This window comes from Streptomyces sp. CB03234, assembly GCF_001905885.1.
Taxonomy (GTDB): Bacteria; Actinomycetota; Actinomycetes; order Streptomycetales; family Streptomycetaceae; genus Streptomyces.
On sequence record NZ_LIYH01000007.1, the window covers coordinates 432,346 to 454,627 of the forward strand.

22 protein-coding genes are annotated in these 22,282 nt (G+C 72.8%); 5 read left to right on the plus strand and 17 right to left on the minus strand.

From position 1 onward, the window contains the following. Positions 1-164 precede the first annotated feature (164 nt). Positions 165-953 (plus strand): hypothetical protein, encoded by a 789-nt coding sequence (locus AMK26_RS30545; RefSeq protein WP_073758559.1) that lies wholly within the window; start codon positions 165-167, stop codon positions 951-953. A 14-nt stretch (positions 954-967) separates the two neighbouring features. Next, positions 968-2,038 (plus strand): hypothetical protein, encoded by a 1,071-nt coding sequence (locus AMK26_RS38620; protein WP_338015607.1) that lies wholly within the window; start codon positions 968-970, stop codon positions 2,036-2,038. Positions 2,039-2,116: 78 nt separating this feature from the next. Here the strand turns inward: AMK26_RS38620 and der are convergent, their stop codons facing one another. From der to aroH, 5 genes are all read right to left on the minus strand, one after another. After that, positions 2,117-3,565: a ribosome biogenesis GTPase Der gene (gene der, locus AMK26_RS30560; RefSeq protein ID WP_073758563.1), complete on the minus strand. Its 1,449-nt coding sequence runs from the start codon at positions 3,563-3,565 to the stop codon at positions 2,117-2,119. Between the two features lie 57 nt (positions 3,566-3,622). Next, positions 3,623-4,306: a lysophospholipid acyltransferase family protein gene (locus tag AMK26_RS30565; RefSeq protein WP_073758565.1), complete on the minus strand. Its 684-nt coding sequence runs from the start codon at positions 4,304-4,306 to the stop codon at positions 3,623-3,625. Further along, entirely contained in the window at positions 4,264-4,926 is a 663-nt protein-coding gene (gene cmk, locus AMK26_RS30570; RefSeq protein ID WP_073758700.1) for a (d)CMP kinase, read from the minus strand. Before cmk ends, AMK26_RS30565 begins: the two co-directional genes overlap by 43 nt. Before the next feature lie 132 nt (positions 4,927-5,058). Next, positions 5,059-6,144 carry a prephenate dehydrogenase gene (locus AMK26_RS30575; protein WP_073758567.1) on the minus strand — a complete coding sequence of 362 codons (1,086 nt, stop codon included), beginning with the start codon at positions 6,142-6,144 and terminating at the stop codon, positions 5,059-5,061. Further along, positions 6,141-6,503, minus strand: a complete 363-nt coding sequence (gene aroH, locus AMK26_RS30580) for a chorismate mutase (protein ID WP_073758569.1) — start codon at positions 6,501-6,503, stop codon at positions 6,141-6,143. The genes AMK26_RS30575 and aroH overlap by 4 nt, the downstream gene beginning before the upstream one ends. A gap of 111 nt (positions 6,504-6,614) precedes the next feature. On the opposite strand from aroH, the gene AMK26_RS30585 reads away from it, so the two are divergent. Genes AMK26_RS30585 through AMK26_RS30595 form a run of 3 tightly spaced genes read left to right on the plus strand, consistent with a single transcriptional unit; the run spans position 6,615 to position 8,182 of the window. Continuing rightward, a complete protein-coding gene (locus tag AMK26_RS30585) occupies positions 6,615-6,953 on the plus strand; it encodes a DUF952 domain-containing protein (RefSeq protein WP_073758702.1) in 339 nt (112 codons plus the stop codon). Between the two features lie 52 nt (positions 6,954-7,005). Continuing rightward, a complete protein-coding gene (locus AMK26_RS30590; RefSeq protein WP_073758571.1) occupies positions 7,006-7,416 on the plus strand; it encodes a Rieske (2Fe-2S) protein in 411 nt (136 codons plus the stop codon). A 10-nt stretch (positions 7,417-7,426) separates the two neighbouring features. Further along, entirely contained in the window at positions 7,427-8,182 is a 756-nt protein-coding gene (locus AMK26_RS30595) for a nucleotidyltransferase domain-containing protein (protein WP_073758573.1), read from the plus strand. Here the strand turns inward: AMK26_RS30595 and AMK26_RS30600 are convergent. From AMK26_RS30600 to AMK26_RS30655, 12 genes are all read right to left on the minus strand, one after another. Beyond that, positions 8,099-8,869 (minus strand): nucleotidyltransferase domain-containing protein, encoded by a 771-nt coding sequence (locus tag AMK26_RS30600; RefSeq protein ID WP_073758575.1) that lies wholly within the window; start codon positions 8,867-8,869, stop codon positions 8,099-8,101. The genes AMK26_RS30595 and AMK26_RS30600 overlap by 84 nt on opposite strands. 4 nt (positions 8,870-8,873) lie before the next feature. Next, on the minus strand, positions 8,874-9,896 hold the full coding sequence (locus AMK26_RS30605) for an ADP-ribosylglycohydrolase family protein (protein ID WP_073758577.1): 1,023 nt from the start codon (positions 9,894-9,896) through the stop codon (positions 8,874-8,876). Then, positions 9,893-10,636, minus strand: coding sequence for an NUDIX hydrolase (locus tag AMK26_RS30610; protein WP_073758579.1), 744 nt, complete (start codon positions 10,634-10,636; stop codon positions 9,893-9,895). The genes AMK26_RS30605 and AMK26_RS30610 overlap by 4 nt, the downstream gene beginning before the upstream one ends. Positions 10,637-10,844: 208 nt before the next feature. Then, positions 10,845-11,957 (minus strand): pseudouridine synthase, encoded by a 1,113-nt coding sequence (locus tag AMK26_RS30615; protein WP_073758581.1) that lies wholly within the window; start codon positions 11,955-11,957, stop codon positions 10,845-10,847. Then, the gene (gene scpB / locus AMK26_RS30620; RefSeq protein WP_073758583.1) at positions 11,957-12,538 is read right to left on the minus strand and encodes an SMC-Scp complex subunit ScpB; all 582 of its coding nucleotides are present in this window, start codon (positions 12,536-12,538) and stop codon (positions 11,957-11,959) included. The genes AMK26_RS30615 and scpB overlap by 1 nt, the downstream gene beginning before the upstream one ends. Then, complete coding sequence (locus AMK26_RS30625) at positions 12,538-13,755, minus strand: segregation and condensation protein A (protein WP_073758585.1); 1,218 nt, start codon at positions 13,753-13,755, stop codon at positions 12,538-12,540. Before AMK26_RS30625 ends, scpB begins: the two co-directional genes overlap by 1 nt. A 50-nt stretch (positions 13,756-13,805) precedes the next feature. After that, complete coding sequence (locus AMK26_RS30630) at positions 13,806-14,303, minus strand: hypothetical protein (protein ID WP_198944202.1); 498 nt, start codon at positions 14,301-14,303, stop codon at positions 13,806-13,808. Beyond that, entirely contained in the window at positions 14,288-15,424 is a 1,137-nt protein-coding gene (locus AMK26_RS30635; RefSeq protein ID WP_073758589.1) for a ParA family protein, read from the minus strand. Before AMK26_RS30635 ends, AMK26_RS30630 begins: the two co-directional genes overlap by 16 nt. 397 nt (positions 15,425-15,821) lie before the next feature. Then, on the minus strand, positions 15,822-16,937 hold the full coding sequence (ald, locus tag AMK26_RS30640) for an alanine dehydrogenase (protein WP_073758704.1): 1,116 nt from the start codon (positions 16,935-16,937) through the stop codon (positions 15,822-15,824). Positions 16,938-17,078: 141 nt separating this feature from the next. Beyond that, positions 17,079-19,130, minus strand: a complete 2,052-nt coding sequence (locus AMK26_RS30645; protein WP_073758591.1) for a tetratricopeptide repeat protein — start codon at positions 19,128-19,130, stop codon at positions 17,079-17,081. 584 nt (positions 19,131-19,714) lie between these two features. Further along, the gene (locus tag AMK26_RS30650) at positions 19,715-20,341 is read right to left on the minus strand and encodes an NUDIX domain-containing protein (RefSeq protein ID WP_073758593.1); all 627 of its coding nucleotides are present in this window, start codon (positions 20,339-20,341) and stop codon (positions 19,715-19,717) included. A gap of 98 nt (positions 20,342-20,439) precedes the next feature. Next, complete coding sequence (locus tag AMK26_RS30655; protein WP_073758595.1) at positions 20,440-22,089, minus strand: CTP synthase; 1,650 nt, start codon at positions 22,087-22,089, stop codon at positions 20,440-20,442. Between the last annotated feature and the right edge of the window lie 193 nt (positions 22,090-22,282).

The following is a 22,282-nucleotide window of genomic DNA, read 5'->3' on the forward strand; positions in this document are numbered from 1 at the left end:
CCCACGCCGCGGCGCGCGGGGCGGCGGCCGGGGCCCACCCGGTCGGCCGACGCGCCGAGCCGCGAGGCAACCCGTGACTCCGGCCCCGGATCGCCCGTTGAACTCTTCATGAGACGAGCCGGGATCCGCCCGGTATCGCACGCAACGAGTCCGAGGAGCCACCCGTGCCCCGCATGCTCGACGTCAGCGAGGACGTACGCGCCGAGATCGGCGACGAGGAAGCCGACCGGCTGCTCGCCGGCGAGAACGCCCCGGGCAGCTACGACTGCACCTCCTGCCGCACCCCGGGCGACTCCGAGCAGGAGCGCACCAGCACCGTGCTGTTCGTCGGCGAGGAGACCGCGGTCCTCGCCTTCGCCCACGCCACCTGCATCCCCTCCCAGGTCGTCACGGTCGCCGAGGAGCAGCTCCAGGGCGCCGTCCGGTCCATCACCGGGGCGGAGGCGCAGCCGACGCCCGTGGCCCCCGTCGCCGTCGGTGACCAGGCCGTCCTGGGCGTCACCAGCGGTCTGGTACTGATCGACAACGAGCTGCACCCGGCTCTCGTCGTCGAGCCGACCGCGCCCATCGCCCGCCCGGGTTCGACGGGCGGCGGCGACGAGTTCCTGCCGCTGCTGATCGAGCAGGGCTTCCTGCCGGTCGGCGACGTGAACCAGAAGCCGAGCCCGATCGCCGGCTGGTCCGTGCTGCTGGCCATGGGACAGCTGCACGCCATCCTCCAGCCCGGTACGGGTGGGGGCAGCCCGGTCGCCTGGTGGCAGGCCCACCAGCCGCTCCAGGTCACCGAGGGCTGGCGCGCCGCGGCGAACAAGTCGCACACGGTGCTGGTCTTCGCCGCCCCGGTCGGCTGCATCGGCCAGCAGCCGCGCGAGGACCTGCTGCGGGACGCGCTGGAGAAGGCGGCGGCGAACGGTCGGCTGGTGGCGGCGGCGATGCCGCTGGCCGGTACCTGATGCACGCCAGGGCCATGGAAGGCCGGGCCCCGGAGGACCCGGCCGCCCGCCCCGGCATACGCCCCGACTACGACCCCCCGGCCGCCCCGTTCGCGCCGGTCATCCCGATGACGCCCGCCTCCCCGACGACGAGAGTCGGCGCTCCCGTGACGCCGACCGTCCCGGCACCCTGGGCGGCCGTCCCGTGGTCGGCTGCCGCCCCGTGGACGGCGGCCGCCCCGGCCACGGCCGCCGACCCCATCGCTCCGGGCGCCGCAGCCCCCGCAGGCGCCCCCGCCACCTCGGCCACCCCGCCCATGGCGACCTGGTCGGCTGCCGCCACGGCCGCCGACCCGGCGCCGGCAGGCCGCCCGGCCACGGCCGCCGACCCCCTCAAGGCGGCCGCCCCCCAGACGACAGGCGCCCCGTCCACGGCCACCGACCCGTGGACGGCGGCCCGCCCGGCCACGGTCGCCGGCCCCATCGCGCCAGGCGCCGCAGCCCCGGCGGCCACCCCGCGCACGGCGGCCGACCCGCGCCCGGCGGCCGCCCCGTGGACGGCGGGCCGCCCGCTCACGGCCACCGAACCCGTCCCCCCGGCAGCCGACCCGGCGACGGCCGCCGCCCGGGTCGCGGTCGGCGGGACGTCCCGGGCGGGTGCTGTGGGGCCGTCCGCCGGGGCGCTCACCGCGGCGGCGCGACCGGCGTTTTCCGGGGCGGGGCCGCATCCGAAGGGCGGCGGGGTCGTTGGCACATACGTGCACGCATACGAGCCATCCCGCCAGCCGTACCAGCAGATTCCCGCCATGCGCTCGACGCAGGACGGACTGTCCACCCAGTCCACCCAGTCGGCCACGCCGATCTACGACGCGCTGTACTCCGAGTACCTGAGGTCGTTCAGGACGCTGCCCGGCGACCGCAGTGGCGAGGAGGACCTCGGGTTCAAGGGGTTCGGGACGTTCGGGTCGGGCGGCGGCACCGGTGCGTACCAGACGCAGCACAGCGGCGGCTACACGGGAGCCTGGCAGCAGGTCGGTATGCGCCGGCCCGCCGGCCATCACCACGTCCCGGCGGCGCTGCCACCGGCGCCCCGCAGAGGTTTGTGAGCGACCACCCGCACACGACGGCGGGGCCGGAGCGAATCGTTCGCTCCGGCCCCGCCGTCGTCATGCGCTACGAGCGCGTCACTTCTTGCGGCCGCGCTTCTCCCGCACCCGCACCGAGATGTGGATCGGGGTGCCCTCGAAGCCGAACTCCTCGCGCAGCCGGCGCTCGACGAACCGCCGGTAGCCGTGCTCCAGGAAGCCCGACGCGAACAGCACGAACCGCGGCGGCTTGGTGCCCGCCTGCGTACCGAACAGGATGCGCGGCTGCTTGCCGCCACGGATGGGGTGCGGATGGGCCGCGACCAGCTCGCCGAGGAAGGCGTTCAGCCGCCCGGTGGGGACACGGGTCTCCCAGCCGGCCAGCGCCGTCTCGATGGCGGGGACGAGCCGGTCCATGTGGCGGCCGGTGCGGGCGGAGACGTTGACGCGCGGGGCCCAGGCCACCTGCTGCATCTCCGTCTCGATCTCGCGCTCCAGGTAGTAGCGGCGCTCCTCGTCGAGCTCGTCCCACTTGTTGTACGCGATGACGAGCGCGCGGCCCGCCTCGACGGCCATGGTGATGATCCGCTGGTCCTGGACGGAGATGGACTCGGTGGTGTCGATCAGGACGACGGCCACCTCCGCCTTCTCGACGGCGGCGGCGGTACGCAGCGAGGCGTAGTAGTCCGCGCCCTCCTGGAGGTGGACCTTCTTGCGGATGCCGGCGGTGTCGACGAACTTCCACGTCGTGCCGCCGAGTTCGATGAGCTCGTCGACCGGGTCGCGGGTGGTGCCGGCCACCTCGTTGACGACGACACGCTCCTCGCCCGCGACCTTGTTGAGCAGGGACGACTTGCCGACGTTGGGGCGGCCGATGAGCGCGATGCGGCGCGGGCCGCCGACGGCGGTGCCGAAGGTCTGCTCCGGGGCCTCGGGCAGGGCCTTCAGCACCTCGTCGAGGAGGTCGCCGGTGCCACGGCCGTGCAGGGCGGAGACCGGGAACGGCTCGCCGAGGCCCAGCGACCAGAGCATGGCGGCGTCGGCCTCGGCGGACGGGCCGTCGACCTTGTTGGCGGCGAGGACGACGGGCTTGCCGGCCCGGCGCAGCAGCTTGACGACGGCCTCGTCGGTGTCGGTGGCGCCGACGGTGGCGTCCACCACGAAGACGACGGCGTCGGCGGCCTCGATGGCGTACTCGGCCTGGGCGGCGACGGAGGCGTCGATGCCGAGGACGTCCTGCTCCCAGCCGCCGGTGTCGACGACCTTGAAGCGGCGGCCGGCCCACTCGGCCTCGTAGGTGACACGGTCGCGGGTGACGCCGGGCTTGTCCTCGACGACGGCCTCGCGGCGGCCGATGATGCGGTTCACCAGGGTCGACTTGCCGACATTCGGCCGGCCGACGACGGCGAGGACGGGCAGCGGGCCGTGCCCGGCCTCCTCGATCGCGCCTTCGACGTCCTCGATGTCGAAGCCCTCTTCGGCGGCGAGCTCCATGAACTCCGTGTACTCGGTGTCGCCGAGTGCCCCGTGGTCGTGCTGGTCGTTCATGAAGTCCGTTCCTCGTTCATCATCGGCGGATCGACTGATCCGCTACTCAAGTCTCGCTCAGCGCCCGGTGAGGCGCCTGGCGTTTTCCAGGTGGGCGGTGAGCCGTTCCTGGATGCGTACGGTGGCGTCGTCCAGCGCCGTGCGGGTGCGGCGTCCGGAGCCGTCCCCCGCCTCGAAGGCGTCGCCGAAGACGACGTCGACGCGGCTGCGCAGCGGGGGCAGCGCCTTTATCAACCGTCCGCGGCGCTCGGTGCTTCCCAGGACGGCGACCGGGAGGATGGGGGCGCCGCTGCGTACGGCGAAGTACGCGAGCCCGGCGCGCAGCGAGGCGAAGTCGCCCTCGCCCCTCGTACCCTCCGGGAAGATGCCGAGCACGCCGCCGTTCGCCAGCACGTCCAGGGCGCCGGTGATGGCGGTGCGGTCGGGTACGCCGCGGTCCACCTTCAGCTGTCCGATGCCCTCCAGGAACGGCCCGAGAGGCCCCTTGAAGGCCTCCTTCTTGATCAGGAAGTGCACGGGCCGGGGCGCGGTGCCCATCAGCATGGGGCCGTCGAGGTTGTGCGCGTGGTTGACGGCGAAGATCACGGGGCCGGAGGCCGGGACCCGCCAGGCGCCGAGGACGCGCGGCTTCCACAGCCCGTACATCAGCCCGATACCGATGCCCCGGCCGACCGCGGCGCCCTTCTCCGAGACTGGGGTCACTTGGCGGCCCGCTTCTCCTCGATGAGCGTGACGACGCACTCGATGACCTGCTGGAGGGTGAGGTCGGTGGTGTCGACCTCGACGGCGTCGTCCGCCTTGGCGAGCGGGGACGTCTTGCGGCTGGAGTCGGCCGCGTCCCGCTTGATGAGGGCCTCGCGGGTGGTGTGGACGTCGGTGCCCTTGAGCTCGCCGGAGCGGCGGGCGGCACGGGCCTCGGGGGAGGCGGTGAGGAAGATCTTCAGGTCGGCGTCGGGCAGGACGGTCGTACCGATGTCCCGCCCCTCGACGACGATGCCCTGCTCGGCGCTCGCGGCGATGGACCGCTGCAGGTCGGTGATCAGGGCGCGTACCTCGGGCACGGCGCTGACGGCGCTGACCTTGGAGGTGACCTCCTGCGTACGGATGGGGCCGGAGGCGTCCACGCCGTCGACGGTGATCGTCGGGTGGGACGGGTCGGTGCCGGACACGATGGCGGGCTTGCCGGCGGCGGAGGCCACGGCGTCGGCGTCGTCGACGTCCACGCCGTTGGTGATCATCCACCAGGTGATCGCCCGGTACTGCGCGCCGGTGTCCAGGTAGCTGAGGCCCAGCTTGGCGGCGACCGCCTTGGAGGTGCTCGACTTGCCCGTGCCGGAGGGCCCGTCGATGGCGACGATCACGGATTCCACGGTGTCGGACACCTTCCTGGTACGCGGGGTGCGGGCCGGCCGGTTGCCAAGGGGCCCGGCACAAGGTTACCGACTGCGGGCCCCACCCCTTGCACCCGTTCGGGCTACACCCCGGGGACGGGCCTACTGCCGCAGCGCCCAGCCCCTTTCCCGGAGGGCCGCCGCCAGGACCGGGGCCGAGGCGGGCTCGACCATCAGCTGGATGAGACCCGCCTGCTGGCCCGTGGCGTGTTCGATGCGGACGTCCTCGACGTTGACACCCGCCCGGCCGGCGTCCGCGAAGATGCGGGCGAGTTCGCCGGGCTGGTCGCTGAGCAGGACCGCGACCGTCTCGTACGCCACCGGGCCGCCGCCGTGCTTGCCGGGGACGCGGGCGCGGCCCGCGTTGCCGCGGCGCAGCACGTCCTCGACGCCCGTGGCGCCGTCGCGGCGCTTGTCCTCGTCGGCGGACTGGAGGGACCGCAGCGCCCGGACCGTCTCGTCCAGGTCGGCGGCCACCCCGGCGAGGACGTCCGCGACCGGGCCGGGGTTGGCCGAGAGAATCTCGACCCACATGCGGGGGTCGGAGGCCGCGATGCGGGTCACGTCGCGGATGCCCTGCCCGCAGAGCCGTACCGCCGTCTCGTCGGCGTCCGCCAGCCGCGCGGCGACCATCGACGACACCAGCTGCGGGGTGTGCGAGACCAGCGCGACCGCCCGGTCGTGGGCGTCGGCGTCCATGACGACCGGGACCGCCCGGCACAGGGCCACCAGCTCCAGGGCGAGGTTGAGCACCTCGGTGTCGGTGTCCCGGGTCGGGGTCAGCACCCACGGGCGGCCCTCGAACAGGTCGGCCGTCGCGGCCAGCGGACCCGAGCGTTCCTTGCCGGACATGGGGTGCGTACCGATGTACGCGGAGAGGTCGAGGCCCATCGCCTCCAGCTCCCGCTTGGGTCCGCCCTTGACGCTGGCCACGTCCAGGTAGCCGCGGGCGATCCCGCCGCGCATCGCGTCGGCGAGGGTGGCGGCGACGTACGCCGGCGGTACGGCGACGATCGCGAGGTCGACCGGCCCCTCGGGCGGCTCCACGGTGCCCGCGCCCCGCGCGGCGGCGGTACGGGCCCGGGCGGGGTCGTGGTCGACGAGGTGGACGCTGATGCCACGCCCGGCCAGCGCGAGGGCGGCCGAGGTGCCGATCAGTCCGGTTCCGATGACGACGGCGGTTCTCACTGGGCGATGTCCTTGCGGAGGGCGGCCGCGGCGCCGAGGTAGACGTGCGCGACGGCGGACTTGGGGAGGTCGGTCTCGACGTGCGCGAGGAGGCGCACGACGCGCGGCATCGCACCGGCGACGTCCAGTTCCTGCGCGCAGATCAGCGGGACGTCCACGATGCCGAGCTCGCGCGCCGCCACGGCCGGGAACTCGCTGTGCAGGTCGGGCGTCGCGGTGAACCAGACGCTGATCAGGTCGTCGGCCGTCAGGCCGTTGCGCTCCAGTACGGCGGTGAGCAGCTCGCCGACCTGCTCCCGCATGTGCCCGGCGTCGTCCCGCTCCAGCTGGACGGCCCCTCGGACCGCTCGTACCGCCACGTCCTGCTCCTTCGCCTGTGCCGCGTGCGCGCGTGCTGATGTTCAGCCTAGTCAGCGTGGGCGTCCGCGCCGGATGTGTCCGGCATGCAGACGGCGGGCGAGACTGTCCGCATGCTGCTTCACATCGCACCCGCCGCCGAGTGGTCCGCCCCCGACCCGGAGGTGCCCTACCGGCCGGCCTCCCTCGCCACAGAGGGTTTTGTGCACTGCTCCCCCGACGAGGACACGGCCCTGGCCATCGCCGATGCCCACTACCGGAGTGTTCCGGGGCCGTTGCTGCTGCTGATGTTCGACGAGGCCCTGCTGACCGCGGAGGTGCGCTGGGAGGGCTCGGGCGACCGGCTCTTCCCGCATGTGTACGGTCCGGTCGACCGCGCCGCCGTCGTGGGCGTGCGGGAGATCCGGCGTGACGCGGCCGGCCGCGTCACGGGGCTCGCCCCCTGGGTGTAAGCGGCAGCGCGGTTGCTTCGTCCCGGGGGCGTACGGCGCGAGGATGCGGCGCATGACAACGACCCCCACCCCCCGTCGTACCGTCCTCGCGGCCGCCGCCTCCGTCACCGCCGCGCTGGTCGCGGGCTGCGGCGACGACAACGGAGCCGCCCCGCCGGCCACCGCCACGAGCCCCGGGCCCGAGCTGGCCGGGACGGCCGACATCCCGGCCGGCGGAGGCCGGATCTTCAAGGACCGCAAGGTCGTGGTGACCCAGCCCCAGGAGGGCGAGTTCAAGGCCTTCTCCGCGGTCTGCACCCACCAGGCCTGCGTCGTCGCCACGGTGGAGGACGGCACGATCAACTGCGCCTGTCACGGCAGCCGGTTCCGGATCGCGGACGGCTCCGTCGCGCGGGGCCCGGCGACCAGGCCGCTGCCGGCCGAGCAGATCACCGTGACGGGGGACAGCATCCGCCTGACGTAATGTCTGGCGCATGCCAACCCCTGACGAACTGGTGCGCGACCACACGATCTACTCCTGCGTCATGGGGTCGCGCGCCTTCGGGCTGGCCACGGACGGCAGCGACACCGACCGCCGAGGTGTGTTCCTCGCACCCACCCCGCTCCAGTGGCGTTTCGACAAGCCGCCCACGCACATAGAGGGCCCGGCGGACGAGCAGTTCAGCTGGGAGCTGGAGCGGTTCTGCGAGCTGGCCCTGCGCGCCAACCCCAACATCCTGGAGTGCCTGCACTCCCCGCTCGTCGAGTACGTCGACGGCACCGGCCGTGAACTGCTCGCGCTGCGCGGCGCCTTCCTCTCCCGCCAGGCCCACGAGACCTTCGCGCGGTACGCGACCGCCCAGCGCAAGAAGCTCGACGCGGACGTGCGGCAGCACGGCGCGCCCCGCTGGAAGCACGTCATGCACCTGCTGCGCCTGCTGGCGTCCTGCCGCGACCTGCTGCGTACGGGCGAGCTGACGATCGACGTGGGCGACGACCGGGACCGGCTGCTGGCGGTCAAGCGGGGCGAGGTGCCGTGGCGGGAGGTCGAGTCGTGGATGGCCCGCCTCGTCGGCGAGGCCGACGAGGCGGCTCCCCGCTCGCCGCTCCCGCCCCAGCCGGACCGGCGGGCGGTCGAGGACTTCCTGTTCCGTACGCGCCGGGCGTCAGCCCTCCGAGCCCTCCAGTCGGGCCCGTACGACGAAGTCGTGCAGGGCGTCGTACGCGGCGGGGGCGGGGGCGTCCGGTAGGGCGGAGGCCGCCTGCGCCTCGTCGAGGACGGTGTGCAGCGCCTCGACGTCCGCCCGTACCCGCTCCATGTCCACGCCCGTGGCCGGCCCGTGCTCGGCGTCCGCCTTCGCCGCGACGAGCTCGGCCACGTACTCCGGCGCCGGCACGGACCCGAGCAGCGTCGGGAGATGGGCCACCACCTCGCCCGTACGCATGAGGTGGATGCCGGTGAGCAGCACCCGGAAGGTGTAGAGCAGCGGCTTGAGTTCCCCGCTCTTCTCGAACAGCCGCCACTGGGTGGCGGCGAACCCACGGTAGTGGTGGGCGTGGTGTGTGGTGAGCACACCGGGTGCGAGGGCGGCCAGCTCCGCGTGGGCGTCGGTGGTGTGGGCGACCAACGGGGACAGCAGCTGTTCGAGTACGTAGCCGTTGCGCCGCAGCATGAGCCGTACGAACTTGCGCAGGTCGTGCGTGACCAGGTCCATCTCGACCCCGTCCCGCTCCCACATGCGGGACCTGGTCTCCTCGGGCTCGCGCAGCCCGATCAGCGCGTCCACCGGCAGCAGGTGCACCCCGCGCACGTCCACGTCCGAGTCGCGGGACGGGAAGCCGTACAGGTGCGCGCCTGAGACGGTGGCGAACAGCAGCCGGTCGGGCTGTTCGGCGACGACGGAGGCCAGGTCGGGAAGCTCGAGGAGTTCGGTCATGGGCCTAAGCGTCCCAGAGCGCCCCCAGCGTCAGCAGCTCACTTCCGTACTCGATGCGGTCCGCCCACTCCTTCGGCCACGCCCCGGCGCCCAGATGGGCCCCCGCGAAGGCGCCGGCGAGGCAGGCGATGGAGTCGGAGTCACCCTTGGTGCAGGCGGCCCGGCGGATGGCGGTGAGCGGCTCTTCGGGGAAGAGCAGGAAGCAGAGCAGCGCGCTTGTGAGCGCCTCCTCGGCGATCCAGCCCTCGCCCGTCAGCAGGCACGGGTCGGTCTCCGGGTCGGCCGTGCGCAGCGCGGACTCCAGGGTCTTGAGGACGTCCAGGCACTCGTCCCAGCCACGCTCGATGAACTGCGCCGGAGCCGCGTCATGGGAGTACGTCCACAGGTCACCGAGCCACTGCTGGTGGTAGCGGGAGCGGTTCTCGTACGCGTACGAGCGCAGTTGCCCGACCAGACCGAGCGGCTCGGCGCCCCGCGACAGCAGGTACACCGCCTGGGCGGTGAGGTCGGAGGCGGCCAGCGCGGTGGGGTGGCCGTGGGTGAGGGCGGCCTGGAGCTGCGCGGCGCCGGCGCGCTGTTCCTGGCTCAGTCCCGGTACGAGCCCGATCGGGGCGACCCGCATGTTGGCGCCGCACCCCTTGGAGCCGATCTGGCTGGCCTCCTGCCAGGGCCGTTCGCCGTCGAGCTTCTCGCAGGCGGCCAGGCAGGTGTGGCCGGGTGCCCGGTTGTTCTCCGGTGAGTGGTACCAGGCGACGAACTCGTCGCGCAGGGGGCGGGTGAGCGTCTGCGGGGAGAGCGCGCCGCGGGCGAGCGCGGTCCGTACGGCACGGGCGACGGCGAGGGTCATCTGGGTGTCGTCGGTGACGATCGCGGGCTTCGGCAGGGCCATCTCCCGCCAGGGGCCGCACTTGGCGAGGATGGACGGTACGTCGTTGAACTCGGTCGGGAAGCCCAGCGCGTCGCCGAGCGCGAGCCCGATGAGCGAGCCGGTGGCCGCCTGCTTGGTGGTGGTCCTGGCGGTGATCATTCCTGCCTTCCTTCCGGTCGCAGCAGTGGCGGGTGCAGGGCCGTGGCCTGCCCCGCCCGGTACAGAGCGGCCGGTTTCCCCCGTCCGCCGGTCAGGCGCGGCGGTCCTTCCACGGCCTGGACGAAGCCGGGTGTGGTGAGGACCTTGCGCCGGAAGTTGGGGCGGTCGAGTTCGACGCCCCACACCGTCTCGTACACCTGCCGCAGCTCGCCGAGCGTGAACTCGGGCGGGCAGAAGGCGGTGGCCAGGCAGGTGTACTCGAGCTTGGCGCCCACGCGCTCGTGCGCGTCGGCGAGGATCGTGTCGTGGTCGAAGGCGAGGCGCCCGTACGAGCCGTACGGCAGCCACTGCGCGTGCGCGGCGTCGCCGCCGCCCCGGGGCTCCGGCAGGTCCGGTACGAGGGCGGTGTACGCGACGGAGACGACCCGCATCCGGGGGTCGCGGTCGGGGTCGCTGTAGGTGCGCAGCTGCTCCAGGTGGAGGTGGGCGACGGTGGCGTCCGACAGGCCGGTCTCCTCGGCGAGCTCACGGCGGGCGGCCTGCCCGGCGGACTCGCGGGGCAGCACGAAGCCCCCGGGGAGGGCCCAGCGGCCCTTGTAGGGCTCCTGGCCGCGCTGGACGAGCAGGACGTGGAGCCGCTCCTCGCGGACGGTGAAGACGGCGAGGTCGACGGTGACGGCGAACGGCTCGAAGGCGTACGGGTCGTAACCGTCGGGGCGCGGCTCGCGCTGCGCGCTCATACCCGCATCACCCCCACCGCGCAGGCGCCGGAGCCTGGTCCACCCCCGTGGGTCCAGGTCCACCGGCCGTACGCGGCAAGGGTGATGGGGAGTCTCAACGCCGCCTCCTTAAGAGTCACCTTGACTATAAAGGCGGACGAGGGTGCCCCACAAGCACGAAAGCCCGTGGCCTTCCGCGGGCCACGGGCCTTCGTACCGATACGGGCTGTTACAGCCCGACTTCCTTCATCAGCATGCCGACCTCGGTGTTCGTCAGGCGGCGCAGCCAGCCCGACTTCTGGTCGCCGAGCTGGATCGGACCGAACGCGGTCCGCACCAGCTTCTCGACCGGGAAGCCCGCCTCGGCGAGCATGCGGCGCACGATGTGCTTGCGGCCCTCGTGGAGCTGCACCTCGACCAGGTAGTTCTTGCCGGTCTGCTCGACCACCCGGAAGTGGTCGGCGCGGGCGTAGCCGTCCTCCAGCTGGATGCCCTCCTTGAGCCGCTTGCCCACCTCGCGCGGGAGCGGGCCCGTGATGGCGGCCAGGTAGGTCTTCTTCACGCCGTACTTGGGGTGCGTGAGGCGGTGGGCCAGCTCACCGTGGTTGGTGAGCAGGATGATGCCCTCGGTCTCGGTGTCGAGCCGTCCGACGTGGAAGAGCCGCGTCTCACGGTTGGTGACGTAGTCGCCGAGGCACTGGCGGCCGTCCGGGTCCTCCATCGTCGAGACGACACCGGCGGGCTTGTTCAGCGCGAAGAACAGGTACGACTGGGTGGCCACGGTCAGGCCGTCGACCTTGATCTCGTCGTGCTCGGGGTCGACGCGCGTGCCCTGCTCGATCACGATCTTGCCGTTGACCTCGACCCGGCCGGCGTCGATCAGCTCCTCGCAGGCACGGCGCGAGCCCATACCGGCCCTGGCCAGCACCTTCTGCAGGCGCTCGCCCTCCTGGTCCCCGAACGTCTTGGGGGTCTTGAGCTGCGGCTTGTTGGCGTACCGCTCTCGGTTGCGCTCCTCGATCCGGGCGTCCAGCTCACGCGGACGCGCCGGGGTCGTGCGGCCGCCGCCGCGCTGGGGCGACTGGCGGGGGCCGCCCTTGGCGCCACCGCGGGCCGCCGCGCCGCGCCCCCGCTTGGGGCCCTCCGACGTGCCGCCCACGTCGTAGCTGCGCTCCTCGGGGCGGGGGCGGCGCGGGTTGCTCGCGCCCTTGCTCCGGTCGTCGCGGCTGTTACCGGCACCCCGGTAATTGCCGCGGCCGCCGCTGCTGCCGCGGCCGCCGCTGTTGCCACCACGGCTCCCGCCGTTGTTTCCGCTGCTGTTCCTGCCGCTGCTGCTTCGCATCAAAGTTCCGTCTTGTCGTCGTCTGGATCGAACGACGGGAGCCCTTCCTGCGTCTCTGCCTCGATCGCGTCCGCCTCGGGGAGGAAGGGCGCGAGCTCGGGGAGCTCGTCCAGGCCACGCAGGCCCATCCGCTCCAGGAAGTAGTTCGTCGTCCTGTACAGGATCGCACCTGTTTCGGGTTCCGTGCCCGCCTCCTCGACGAGACCCCGCTGGAGGAGGGTGCGCATGACGCCGTCGCAGTTCACTCCGCGTACCGCCGAGACCCTCGACCGGCTCACCGGCTGGCGGTACGCGACGACCGCGAGGGTCTCCAGGGCGGCCTGGGTGAGCCGGGCCTGCTGCCCGTCGAGTACGAAGCTCTCCACGGCCTCCGCGTACTCGGCCCGGGTGTAGAACCGCCATCCCCCCGCGACCAGCCGCAGCTCGAATCCTCGCTTTTGTACGTCGTACTCGTCGGCCAGCTCGCGCAGCGCGTCGGCGACCTCGCGGCGGGGGCGGTCCAGCACCTTGGCGAGGTGCTCCTCGGTGGCCGGCTCGTCGACGACCATGAGGACGGCCTCCAGGGCCGGCTTCAGCTCCATCACGTCTCCTCCTGGTCGAACTCGTCCGTCACGGCGACACCGTCCGCTCCCGTCCACCGCACGGTGAGCTCCCCGAAAGCGTCCTCCTGGTCCAGGGCGACGGCCTTCTCCCGGTACAGCTCCAGCAGGGCGAGGAACCGGGCGACGACGGTGAGCGTGTCCGGGGCGTCCTCGGCCAGTTCCCGGAAGCTCACCTCTCCCCGCTTCCTCAGCCGGGCGATCACCACCTCGGCCTGCTCGCGGACGCTGACCAGCGGGGCGTGGATGTGGTCGACGTACACCTGCGGCTTGGCCCTGGGCTGCATGGCCTTGACGGCCAGCTTGGCGAACCCCTCGGCGCCGATGCTGATCACGACGTCGGGCAGCAGCTCGGCGTGGTGCGGCTCCAGCCCGACGGTACGGGGATACCGGCGCCCTTCGCTCTCCAGCCGCGCGCTGAAGATCTCCGCGACCTGCTTGTACGCGCGGTACTGCAGCAGCCGCGCGAACAGCAGGTCCCGCGCCTCCAGCAGCGCGAGGTCCGCCTCGTCCTCCACCTCGGCGGCGGGCAGCAGCCGGGCGGCCTTGAGATCGAGCAGCGTCGCCGCGACGACGAGGAACTCCGTCGTCTGGTCCAGGTCCCAGTCGGGCCCCATGGCCCGGATGTGCGCCATGAACTCGTCGGTGACCTTGGACAGGGCGACCTCGGTGACGTCCAGCTTGTGCTTCGAGATCAGCTGCAGCAGCAGGTCGAACGGCCCCTCGAAGTTCCGCAACCGCACGGTGAACCGCCCGTCCGGGACGTCCGGGGCGGGGTGAGGCCGTGCAGGGTCGTCCCCGGAGGGGGTGGCGGCGCTGTGACGGCTCCCGCTCCCCGGTGCGAGGGCCGCGGGACCCTGTGGGGGTCCCGCCGGCTCGGGGGCCCGCTCGGGGGCGTCGCCCACCGGCTCCGGCGGGGCGCCCGCCGGGGTGGTGCCCACCCGCTCGGGGGCATGGCCCACCGGCTCGGGCGGGGGGCCCGCCGGGACGGAGCCCGCAGTGGTCGTGCCCGCCCGCTCGGGGGCCCGCTCAGGGACGTCGTCCGTCCGGACGGGGCCCGCCCGCTCGGGGGCGGGGGGGTCGGTCGGGGGGCCGGCCGGGGCCGTGGGGGGCGCCGCGGGCGGGGCCTGCGGCCGGGGGGCTCCCGGGCCGCGGCCCAGGGCGCGGCGGCGCGGGGTGGGAGCGTCGGTCGGGGGCATCCTGGTCCTGGGGCGAAGCGGAAACGGGCGGCGGCCCGCGCAGGCTACCGTCAGCGCCCGCGCAGGCGCCGCACGAGGATGCTCGCGTCGCCCCGGGACTCCAGGTCGGCCAGCACCACGGCGACCGCCTCGCGGACGATCCGCCCGCGGTCCACGGCCAGGCCGTGCTCGCCGCGCAGGACCAGGCGCGCGTGCTCCAGGTCCATGAGCTCCTCGGCGGAGACGTACACCGTGATCTTCTCGTCGTGGCGTTCGCGCCCGCTGGGCCGCCGGTTCGCCGCGCGGCCGCGGCGCCGCGCCGGAGCGGGCTTCGCGGGGGCGGGCTCCGCCTCGCGGCTGCGGGGCTCCGCCGCGTCCGCCTCGGCGGCCGAGTGCTCCTCGGGCGCCGAGGCGGGCGCCGAGGCCGGGGCCGACGGGTCGCTCTCGCCCGCCGGCGCCGGCACCCGCGGCTCACCGTTCTGGCGGCGCGGCGTGGAGGACTGCAGCGCCATGCCCCCCGTCGTACGGAACAGCTCGTCGGCACCGGGCAGACTCACTCGGCGTGACACCGGGCGAGCACCTCCCTGGCGAGCTGGCGGTAGGCGGCCGCACCGACCGAGTTCGAGGCGTACGTGGTGATCGGCTCACCCGCGACCGTGGTCTCGGGGAAGCGCACGGTCCGGCCGATCACCGTGTGGTACACGTGGTCGTCGAAGGCCTCGACCACCCGCGCGAGCACCTCACGGCTGTGCACCGTGCGCGAGTCGTACATCGTGGCGAGGATGCCGTCGAGCTCCAGCTCCGGGTTGAGCCGCTCCTGGACCTTCTCGATGGTCTCGGTCAGCAGCGCGACGCCACGCAGCGCGAAGAACTCGCATTCCAGCGGCACTATCACCTTGTGAGCGGCCGTCAGCGCGTTCACGGTCAGCAGACCGAGCGAGGGCTGACAGTCGATCACGATGTAGTCGTAGTCGTTCAGCAGCGGCTTGAGCGCCCGCTGCAGCGTGGACTCGCGCGCGACCTCGCTCACCAACTGCACTTCGGCGGCTGACAAATCGATATTGCTGGGCAGCAGGTCCATGTTGGGCACGGCGGTCTTCAGCAGGACCTCGTCCGCCGACATGCCCCGCTCCATGAGCAGGTTGTAGACGGTGAGGTCGAGCTCCATCGGGTTCACGCCGAGACCGACCGACAGGGCTCCCTGCGGGTCGAAGTCGACGAGCAGGACCCGCCGTCCGTACTCCGCGAGCGCGGCGCCCAGGTTGATGGTCGACGTCGTCTTGCCCACGCCGCCCTTCTGGTTGCACATCGCGATGATCTTCGCGGGACCGTGATCGGTCAGCGGTCCCGGGATCGGGAAGTACGGCAGGGGCCGCCCGGTGGGGCCGATCCGCTCGCGGCGCTGGCGGGCAGCGTCCGGGGCGAGGGTGGCCGCGTACTCCGGATCGGGCTCGTACTCGGCGTCAGGGTCGTAGAAGTGCCCCTCGGGGACTTCGTCGTAGGCGGCGAAGTGGGTGGACTCTCGGCCACTCTCGTTGCCGGCCATGGCGTTCACGTGTTGGCCGTCCATCATCTTCATCGTGTGGGCTGTCGTCATGTGCTGGTGCGTCGCGAAGGTGCGGACAGCGACGGAGCCGACAGCCTCGATCCCGGAGGACGGAACCTGGCTCGCCGCGGACGTCGCGGACATTGCGGACGTTCCTGGGTGACCACCCCCGGGAGTAAATGTCGACTCATTCACAAGTCGTCTTACCTCCTTGGACGTGACCAGGAAACTTATCGATAGGTCAGCGTGGCACCATGCCGACGGTTTGCGACTCTATGGCGTGTCACCGCTCCGCAGCAACACAATCGCCCGGACGCGAGCCGATGTGTCGGCAACGGAACACCTCGCTGTCAAGGGCGCACGGCCATCCATCCACACGTTTCGCGGGTGTGCGAAACGGTTAAAGGGTTACGTTCGAGGCGACTTGAACCGGCGTCGGGGCATGGCCGGACACGCATCCGGCCGGACCTCGTCGAGCAAGGTCCGGCCGGATGCGTGATATTGACGGCGCCCGTTGACGGCCGGGCGCCCCTAGGGCGAATCAGCCGATGAGCGAGCCCAGTTCGACGTGCTCCAGGCCGTGGGCCTCGGCGACCTCCTTGTAGACGACCTTGCCGTCGTGGGTGTTGAGGCCCTTGGCGAGCGCGGCGTCGCGGCGCAGCGCCTCGACCCAGCCGTTGTTGGCCAGCGACACGATGTACGGCAGCGTGGCGTTGGTCAGCGCGTACGTGGAGGTGTTCGGCACCGCGCCCGGCATGTTGGCGACGCAGTAGAAGACCGAGTTGTGGACGGTGAACGTCGGCTCGGCGTGCGTGGTCGGACGGGAGTCCTCGAAGCAGCCGCCCTGGTCGATCGCGATGTCGACAAGGACACTTCCGGGCTTCATCTTGGCGACGAGCTCGTTGGTGACCAGCTTCGGGGCCTTGGCGCCGGGGATGAGGACGGCACCGATGACGAGGTCGGCCTCGGTGACGGCCTTCTCGAGCTCGAAGGCGTTGGAGACGACCGTCTTGACCTTCGTACCGAAGATCTTGTCGGCCTCGCGCAGCTTGTTGATGTCACGGTCGAGCAGGGTCACGTGGAAGCCCATGCCGACGGCGATCTGGGTGGCGTTCCAGCCGGAGACGCCGCCACCGATGACGACGGCCTCGCCGGCGTGGGTGCCCGGGACACCGCCCGGCAGGACGCCGCGGCCACCGGCCGAGCGCATCAGGTGGTAGGCGCCGACCTGGGGGGCGAGGCGGCCCGCGACCTCGGACATCGGGGCGAGCAGCGGCAGGGCGCGGTTCGCGGTCTCGACCGTCTCGTACGCGATGGCGGTGGTGCCGGACTCGATCAGGGCGTCCGTGCACTCGCGGGAGGCGGCGAGGTGCAGGTAGGTGAAGAGGGTCTGGTCCTTGCGGAGGCGGTGGTACTCCTCCGCGATGGGCTCCTTGACCTTCAGCAGCAGGTCCGCGGTGGCCCACACCTCGTCGGCGGTCGGCAGGATCCGCGCGCCCGCGGCGACGTACTCGTCGTCCGTGATCGAGGAGCCGACACCGGCGTTCTGCTCGATGAAGACCTGGTGACCGTTGCGCACGAGCTCGTGCACACCGGCGGGGGTGATGGCCACCCGGAACTCGTTGTTCTTGACCTCGCGGGGGATGCCGACCTTCACGTCGATCACGGTCCTTGGCTTTGGGGGTACGGGGCAATGCAATACATACCCGGATGCACTGGACGCACCGGGATACACCGCGGTCAATCGCGGCTCACCCAGTCTATTGAAGGCGCCACCGTTGTCTAGCCTTGAAAAGATTTAATCTTTGGCTGAAGCACTGCGGATTTCGTAGGCAGAGTCTTCGGTTCCCAGCAGTTGATCAGCCGCAGCCCGGTGCAGCCGGGCCGCGGCGGGGTCGCCGAGCCGGTCGAGCGTGTCCGCCAGCCGCAGCTGGAGCGCCGCGAGAAGCCGCACGTCCTTGGCCCGGCGCGCCCACTCCACGGCCTCCTCGCAGGTACGCAGGCACTCCTGCGGCCGCCCGGCGTACTCCTGGACGCGGGCCGCCTCGCTCAACGCCCGTGCGTGGCCCGCGAGATCGCCGAGGCGGCGATATCCGGCCGCGGCGGCGCGCCAGTTCCGCAAGGCCTCGCCGTACCGGCCCTCATAGGTGTGTACGGCACCGAGCCTGCCGTACAGCCGCGCCTGGTCCGCGCGCTCGTCGCGCGCGAGCCGCTGCGACAGGGCCCGCCCGTACCAGTCGGCGGCCCGCTGCCAGTCCCCCAGCTCCTGGTGGGCACCGCCTACGGATTCCATCGCGCGGCTGATCGCGTACGGGTCGTTCGCGAGCCGTCCGGCGTCCAGAGCGGCCCGGTAACGGGCCAGCGCGTCGGTCGTACGGCCGGTCCGGGCGTCCAGGTCGGCGAGGTTCAGCAGGGCGGCGGCCCGCTCGCGGTGCAGCCCGCGCCGCTCGGCGACGTCCAGGACCAGCCGGTGCAGCCCGTACAGCTCGGGCGCGGCCTCCTCGGTGCCCCGGTGCGCGGCGAGCGCCCGGACGAGGGCGGCGACCAGGCGGCGGGCGAGGGTGTCGAGGTCCCCGTCGGCGACGGCGACCCGGGCGGCGGCCAGCAGCGCGGGCTGCCGGGTGCGCAGCCACGCGGCGGCGCCCTCGCGGGTCGGGAAGCGCAGCGCGCGGGGCAGCCCGGCGAGCTTGCGCCGCGCGGGCGAGCCCTCCGGCTCGGTGACCGCGCGGCAGGAGTGCAGCAGCCGTACGGTCCGCTCCAGCATCCGCGCGCGGGCCAGCTGCACCTCGGCGGGCCGGTCCTCGGCCTCCAGCCGCTCCCGCAGCAGCGGCAGGAGGCAGCCGGGCACCTCGTACTGCTCGTCCTCCGCCCGGTGGACGAGCCCGAAGGCGGCGAAGCTCTCCAGCGTGGACCGGGCGGCCGACACCGAGCAGCCGGCCAGGGCGGAGGCGGTGTGGGCGTCGGCGATGCCGACCGGGGCGAGGGCGAGCAGGCGCAGCATCCGCGCGGCGGGCGCGGGCAGCGCCTCGTAGGCCAGGCGGAAGGCGCGGGCCAGCGGGCGGGCGGCGACAGGGCGGTCGGGCTCGTCGGGCAGGGCGCGCAGCCGCTTGGTGAGGTCGGCGACGGACGACATGGGGCGGGCGGCGAGCCAGCCGCCGGCCAGCACGAGGGCGGCGGGCTGGCCGCCGCACAGCTCGGTGAGCGTCTCGGCGGCCTGCGGGTCGACCGTGATCCGTACGGAGCCGGTGAAGCTGTCGAGCAGTTCGATGGCGGCCTTGGCGTCCAGTCCGCCGACCGTGCAGGGCCGCACGTCGGGGACGCCGGTGAGCGGGCCCTGGGCGACGCACACGACGAGGCAGGCGGGGTTGTCGGGGAGCAGCGCGTCGACCTGCTCGGCGTTCGCGGCGTCGTCGAGGAGGAGCAGGGCGCGGCGTTCGGCGAAGGTGTCCCGCAGCAGCTGGGTCAGCTCGTCCTCGCCCGCCCCGGCGGGCGCGGGGATGGCGAGGCGGTCGAGCAGCCCGCGGGCGATCCGCTCGAGGGGCACCGGCTCGCCGCCGGGCTCGGTCAGCCGGGCCCGCAGTACGCCGTCGCGGTAGCCACGCGCGAGGTCGCCGACCAGTTCCTCGGCGAGGGCGGTCCGCCCGCTGCCCGGCCGCCCGGCGATCAGCAGCACCCGGGCGCGCGGGGAGGGCCGCCCGGCGAGCGTGTCGAGCCCGGCGCGGGCGATGTCGGCGCGCAGCTCCTTGAGCTCGCGCACCCGCCCGAAGAACCGACGGCGCGGGTCCCCGGGCCGCGTACCGGACCGGTCCGCGCCGCCCGCGCCGCCGAATTCCACCGCCTGATCCGTCACGGGCCACGCTCCCGTCCGCCTGTGCACGTGCTGATCCCGCCGGATCCCCAGGCGGGCGATCCGAGCGTAGTTCAGCCACCGGTACCCACCTCGCGGAGCACGACCGCCGAGTCCCTCAATCGGATCAGCCGATCGTCACACCATCGGTCTCACGCCCCGCCGGCCGCCCACTCGGCCACCCGGTCCGCCAGGTCCGTGCCCGCGCGGCAGGCCGACCGCACCACAGGCCTCCGGTGTCCGGAGCACCGCGCTCAGGGCCACCCGCCCCCGGCCCCCGCACCCCCGTGCGCACGCCCACGCCAGGCCACCAAGCCCGGCCACGCGTCCCCCGCCACTGCCTCCGGCCGCACGCCGACCACGGGACCACCCGGGCCACAGGACCACCGGCCGTCCGAGCCGCCAGGGCCGCCGGGTCGGCGCAGGCCACCGCGCCGCCATGCGCACGCGCCGGGACGGCGCAGGCCCACCCCGGGCCACCGGAACCGCCCGGGCAGACCGGGCGTCGCGCCTGGGCTGCCGGCGTACCCCCGCCGCCTCCGGGTCCGCGGTCGCCGACGCCGGCCGCCGCACACGGCCCTCGGGGGCTACGCCTCGAAGGGGCGGGCCGGCCAAAGGGCTTCGGCGGGGCGGAGGGCGTCGAGGCCGTCGGCCGCGCGGGCGGCGAGGACCGAGAGGACGCCCACCACCAGGCAGTTGTTGTGGAGCGCGCCCGCCAGGACGCCCCGTACCAGCTCGTCGAGCGGGATCCGGGCGAGTTCCATGTCGGCCTCCTCCTCCGCGACCTCGAAGCGCTCACCCTCCGCCGCCGACAGGCCGCGCGCCAGGAAGATGCGTACGGCTTCGTCGCAGCCGCCCGGAGTGGTGTACACGTCCGTGAGGACGTTCCACCTCTCCGCCTTGACGTGCGCCTCCTCGTACAACTCGCGCACCGCCGCGCTCAGCGGGTTCTCGCCGGGCACGTCCAGCAGGCCGGCCGGGATCTCCCAGAGCTTGTGCCGCACCGGATGGCGGTACTGGCGCAGGACGAGGACCCGGTCCTCGTCGTCGAGGGCGAGCACCGCGACCGAGCCGGGGTGGACCTGGTAGTCGCGGCGTACGACGGTCCCGTCCGGCATGACCACGTCGTCGGTGCGGACACTCGTCTTGTTGCCCTTGAACGGCAGGGCGGTCGCGGTGACCTGCCACTCCTCGGGCGTGTCCTTGATGGTCATGAAAGACGTCCTCCCTCGTACACACGCACAGGCGCACAGCAAACCGGGGCACGTGCCCTGATCAGGCCCGTACCCCGGTCAACCGTATCGCTAGCGCGTCACTTGCCCGTCTTGCGCTCCACCGCTGCCTTCACCAGGCCCGCGAAGAGCGGGTGCGGCCGGGTCGGGCGGGAGCGCAGCTCCGGGTGCGCCTGGGTGGCGACCAGGTAGGGGTGCACCTCGCGCGGGTACTCCACGTACTCCACGAGCTTGTTGTCCGGGGACGTGCCGGAGAAGACGATGCCCGCCTTCTTCTCCAGCTCCGCGCGGTACGCGTTGTTCACCTCGTAGCGGTGGCGGTGCCGCTCGTCGACGTACGGCTGGTCGCCGTAGACCTCGCGGACGATCGAGCCCTCGGCGAGCTTCGCCGGGTACAGGCCCAGGCGCATCGTTCCGCCCAGGTCGCCCGCGCCCTCGACGTACGCCAGCTGCTCCTCCATCGTCGAGATGACGGGGTGGGAGGTGGCCGGGTCGAACTCGGTGGAGTTGGCGTCGGCGATGCCGGCGAGGTTCCGCGCGGCCTCGACCACGATGCACTGGAGGCCCAGGCACAGGCCCAGCAGCGGGATCTTGTTCTCCCGGGCGTACTGGATGGCGCCGACCTTGCCGTTGACGCCGCGCTCGCCGAAGCCGCCGGGGATGACGACCGCGTCGACGTCACCGAGCTGCTTGGCCGCGCCCGCCTGCGTCTTGCAGTCGTCGGACGTGACCCACTTGACCTTGACGCGGGCCTTGTTGGCGAAACCGCCGGCGCGCATCGCCTCGGTCACCGACAGGTACGCGTCGGGCAGGTCGATGTACTTGCCGACCAGCGCGACCGTGACCTCGTGGTCGGGGTTGTGGACCCGGTCCAGCAGGTCCTCCCAGACGGTCCAGTCGACGTCGCGAAACGGCAGGTCCAGCTTGCGCACGACGTACGCGTCCAGGCCCTCGGTGTGCAGCACCTTCGGGATGTCGTAGATCGACTTGGCGTCGATGGCCGCGACCACGGCCGCCTCGTCGACGTCGCACATCAGCGAGATCTTGCGCTTGATCGCGGTCGGTACGTCACGGTCGGCGCGCAGCACGATCGCGTCCGGCTGGATACCGATGTTGCGCAGCGCGGCGACGGAGTGCTGGGTCGGCTTGGTCTTCAGCTCGCCGGACGGGCCGATGTACGGCAGCAGCGAGATGTGGACGACGAAGACGTTGTCCCGGCCGACCTCGTGGCGGACCTGGCGGACGGTCTCCAGGAACGGCAGCGACTCGATGTCGCCGACCGTGCCGCCGACCTCCGTGATCACGACGTCGACGTCGTCGGTCGCCATGCGGCGGATGCGGTGCTTGATCTCGTTGGTGATGTGCGGGATGACCTGGACGGTGTCGCCGAGGTACTCGCCACGCCGCTCCTTGGCGATGACGGTCGAGTAGACCTGGCCGGTGGTGACGTTGGCCGAGCCGTCGAGGTCGACGTCGAGGAACCGCTCGTAGTGGCCGATGTCCAGGTCGGTCTCGGCGCCGTCGTTGGTGACGAACACCTCACCGTGCTGGAACGGGTTCATCGTGCCCGGGTCGACGTTGAGGTAGGGGTCGAGCTTCTGCATCGTGACCCGAAGGCCCCGGGCCTTGAGGAGCGCACCCAGGCTGGAGGCGGTCAGGCCCTTGCCGAGGGAGGACGCGACACCCCCGGTGACGAAGATGTGCTTGGTCGTCGTGGATTTGGGCGGCATGGCCAAGAGGGGGCTCCCGTGGTCGCGGTCTGGAGGTGCGTACCGGCGTCCGGTCCGGAGGATTCCGGGGAGTTCCGGGGGTGCCGTCGCTGCGGTTCGGGGGCCGCCGATTCGAGGTGCGGCGCCCACCGGTCCACGGGCTACCAGGGTATCAGCGACGCGGCACGCCCGCGTCCGGCCACGCGCGTGCCGG

Excerpts from the sequence above, each read along its gene's own strand:
- AMK26_RS30625 (WP_073758585.1), bottom strand. The coding sequence starts at position 13,755 with ATGCCCCCGACCGACGCTCCCACCCCGCGCCGCCGCGCCCTGGGCCGC.
- AMK26_RS30590 (WP_073758571.1), top strand. The coding sequence starts at position 7,006 with ATGACAACGACCCCCACCCCCCGTCGTACCGTCCTCGCGGCCGCCGCC.
- AMK26_RS30605 (WP_073758577.1), bottom strand. The coding sequence starts at position 9,896 with ATGATCACCGCCAGGACCACCACCAAGCAGGCGGCCACCGGCTCGCTC.
- der (WP_073758563.1), bottom strand. The coding sequence starts at position 3,565 with ATGAACGACCAGCACGACCACGGGGCACTCGGCGACACCGAGTACACG.
- AMK26_RS30615 (WP_073758581.1), bottom strand. The coding sequence starts at position 11,957 with ATGCGAAGCAGCAGCGGCAGGAACAGCAGCGGAAACAACGGCGGGAGC.
- scpB (WP_073758583.1), bottom strand. The coding sequence starts at position 12,538 with ATGGAGCTGAAGCCGGCCCTGGAGGCCGTCCTCATGGTCGTCGACGAG.
- AMK26_RS30655 (WP_073758595.1), bottom strand. The coding sequence starts at position 22,089 with ATGCCGCCCAAATCCACGACGACCAAGCACATCTTCGTCACCGGGGGT.
- AMK26_RS30585 (WP_073758702.1), top strand. The coding sequence starts at position 6,615 with ATGCTGCTTCACATCGCACCCGCCGCCGAGTGGTCCGCCCCCGACCCG.
- AMK26_RS38620 (WP_338015607.1), top strand. The coding sequence starts at position 968 with ATGGAAGGCCGGGCCCCGGAGGACCCGGCCGCCCGCCCCGGCATACGC.
- AMK26_RS30610 (WP_073758579.1), bottom strand. The coding sequence starts at position 10,636 with ATGAGCGCGCAGCGCGAGCCGCGCCCCGACGGTTACGACCCGTACGCC.
- AMK26_RS30635 (WP_073758589.1), bottom strand. The coding sequence starts at position 15,424 with ATGTCCGCGACGTCCGCGGCGAGCCAGGTTCCGTCCTCCGGGATCGAG.
- AMK26_RS30595 (WP_073758573.1), top strand. The coding sequence starts at position 7,427 with ATGCCAACCCCTGACGAACTGGTGCGCGACCACACGATCTACTCCTGC.
- AMK26_RS30600 (WP_073758575.1), bottom strand. The coding sequence starts at position 8,869 with ATGACCGAACTCCTCGAGCTTCCCGACCTGGCCTCCGTCGTCGCCGAA.
- AMK26_RS30650 (WP_073758593.1), bottom strand. The coding sequence starts at position 20,341 with ATGACCATCAAGGACACGCCCGAGGAGTGGCAGGTCACCGCGACCGCC.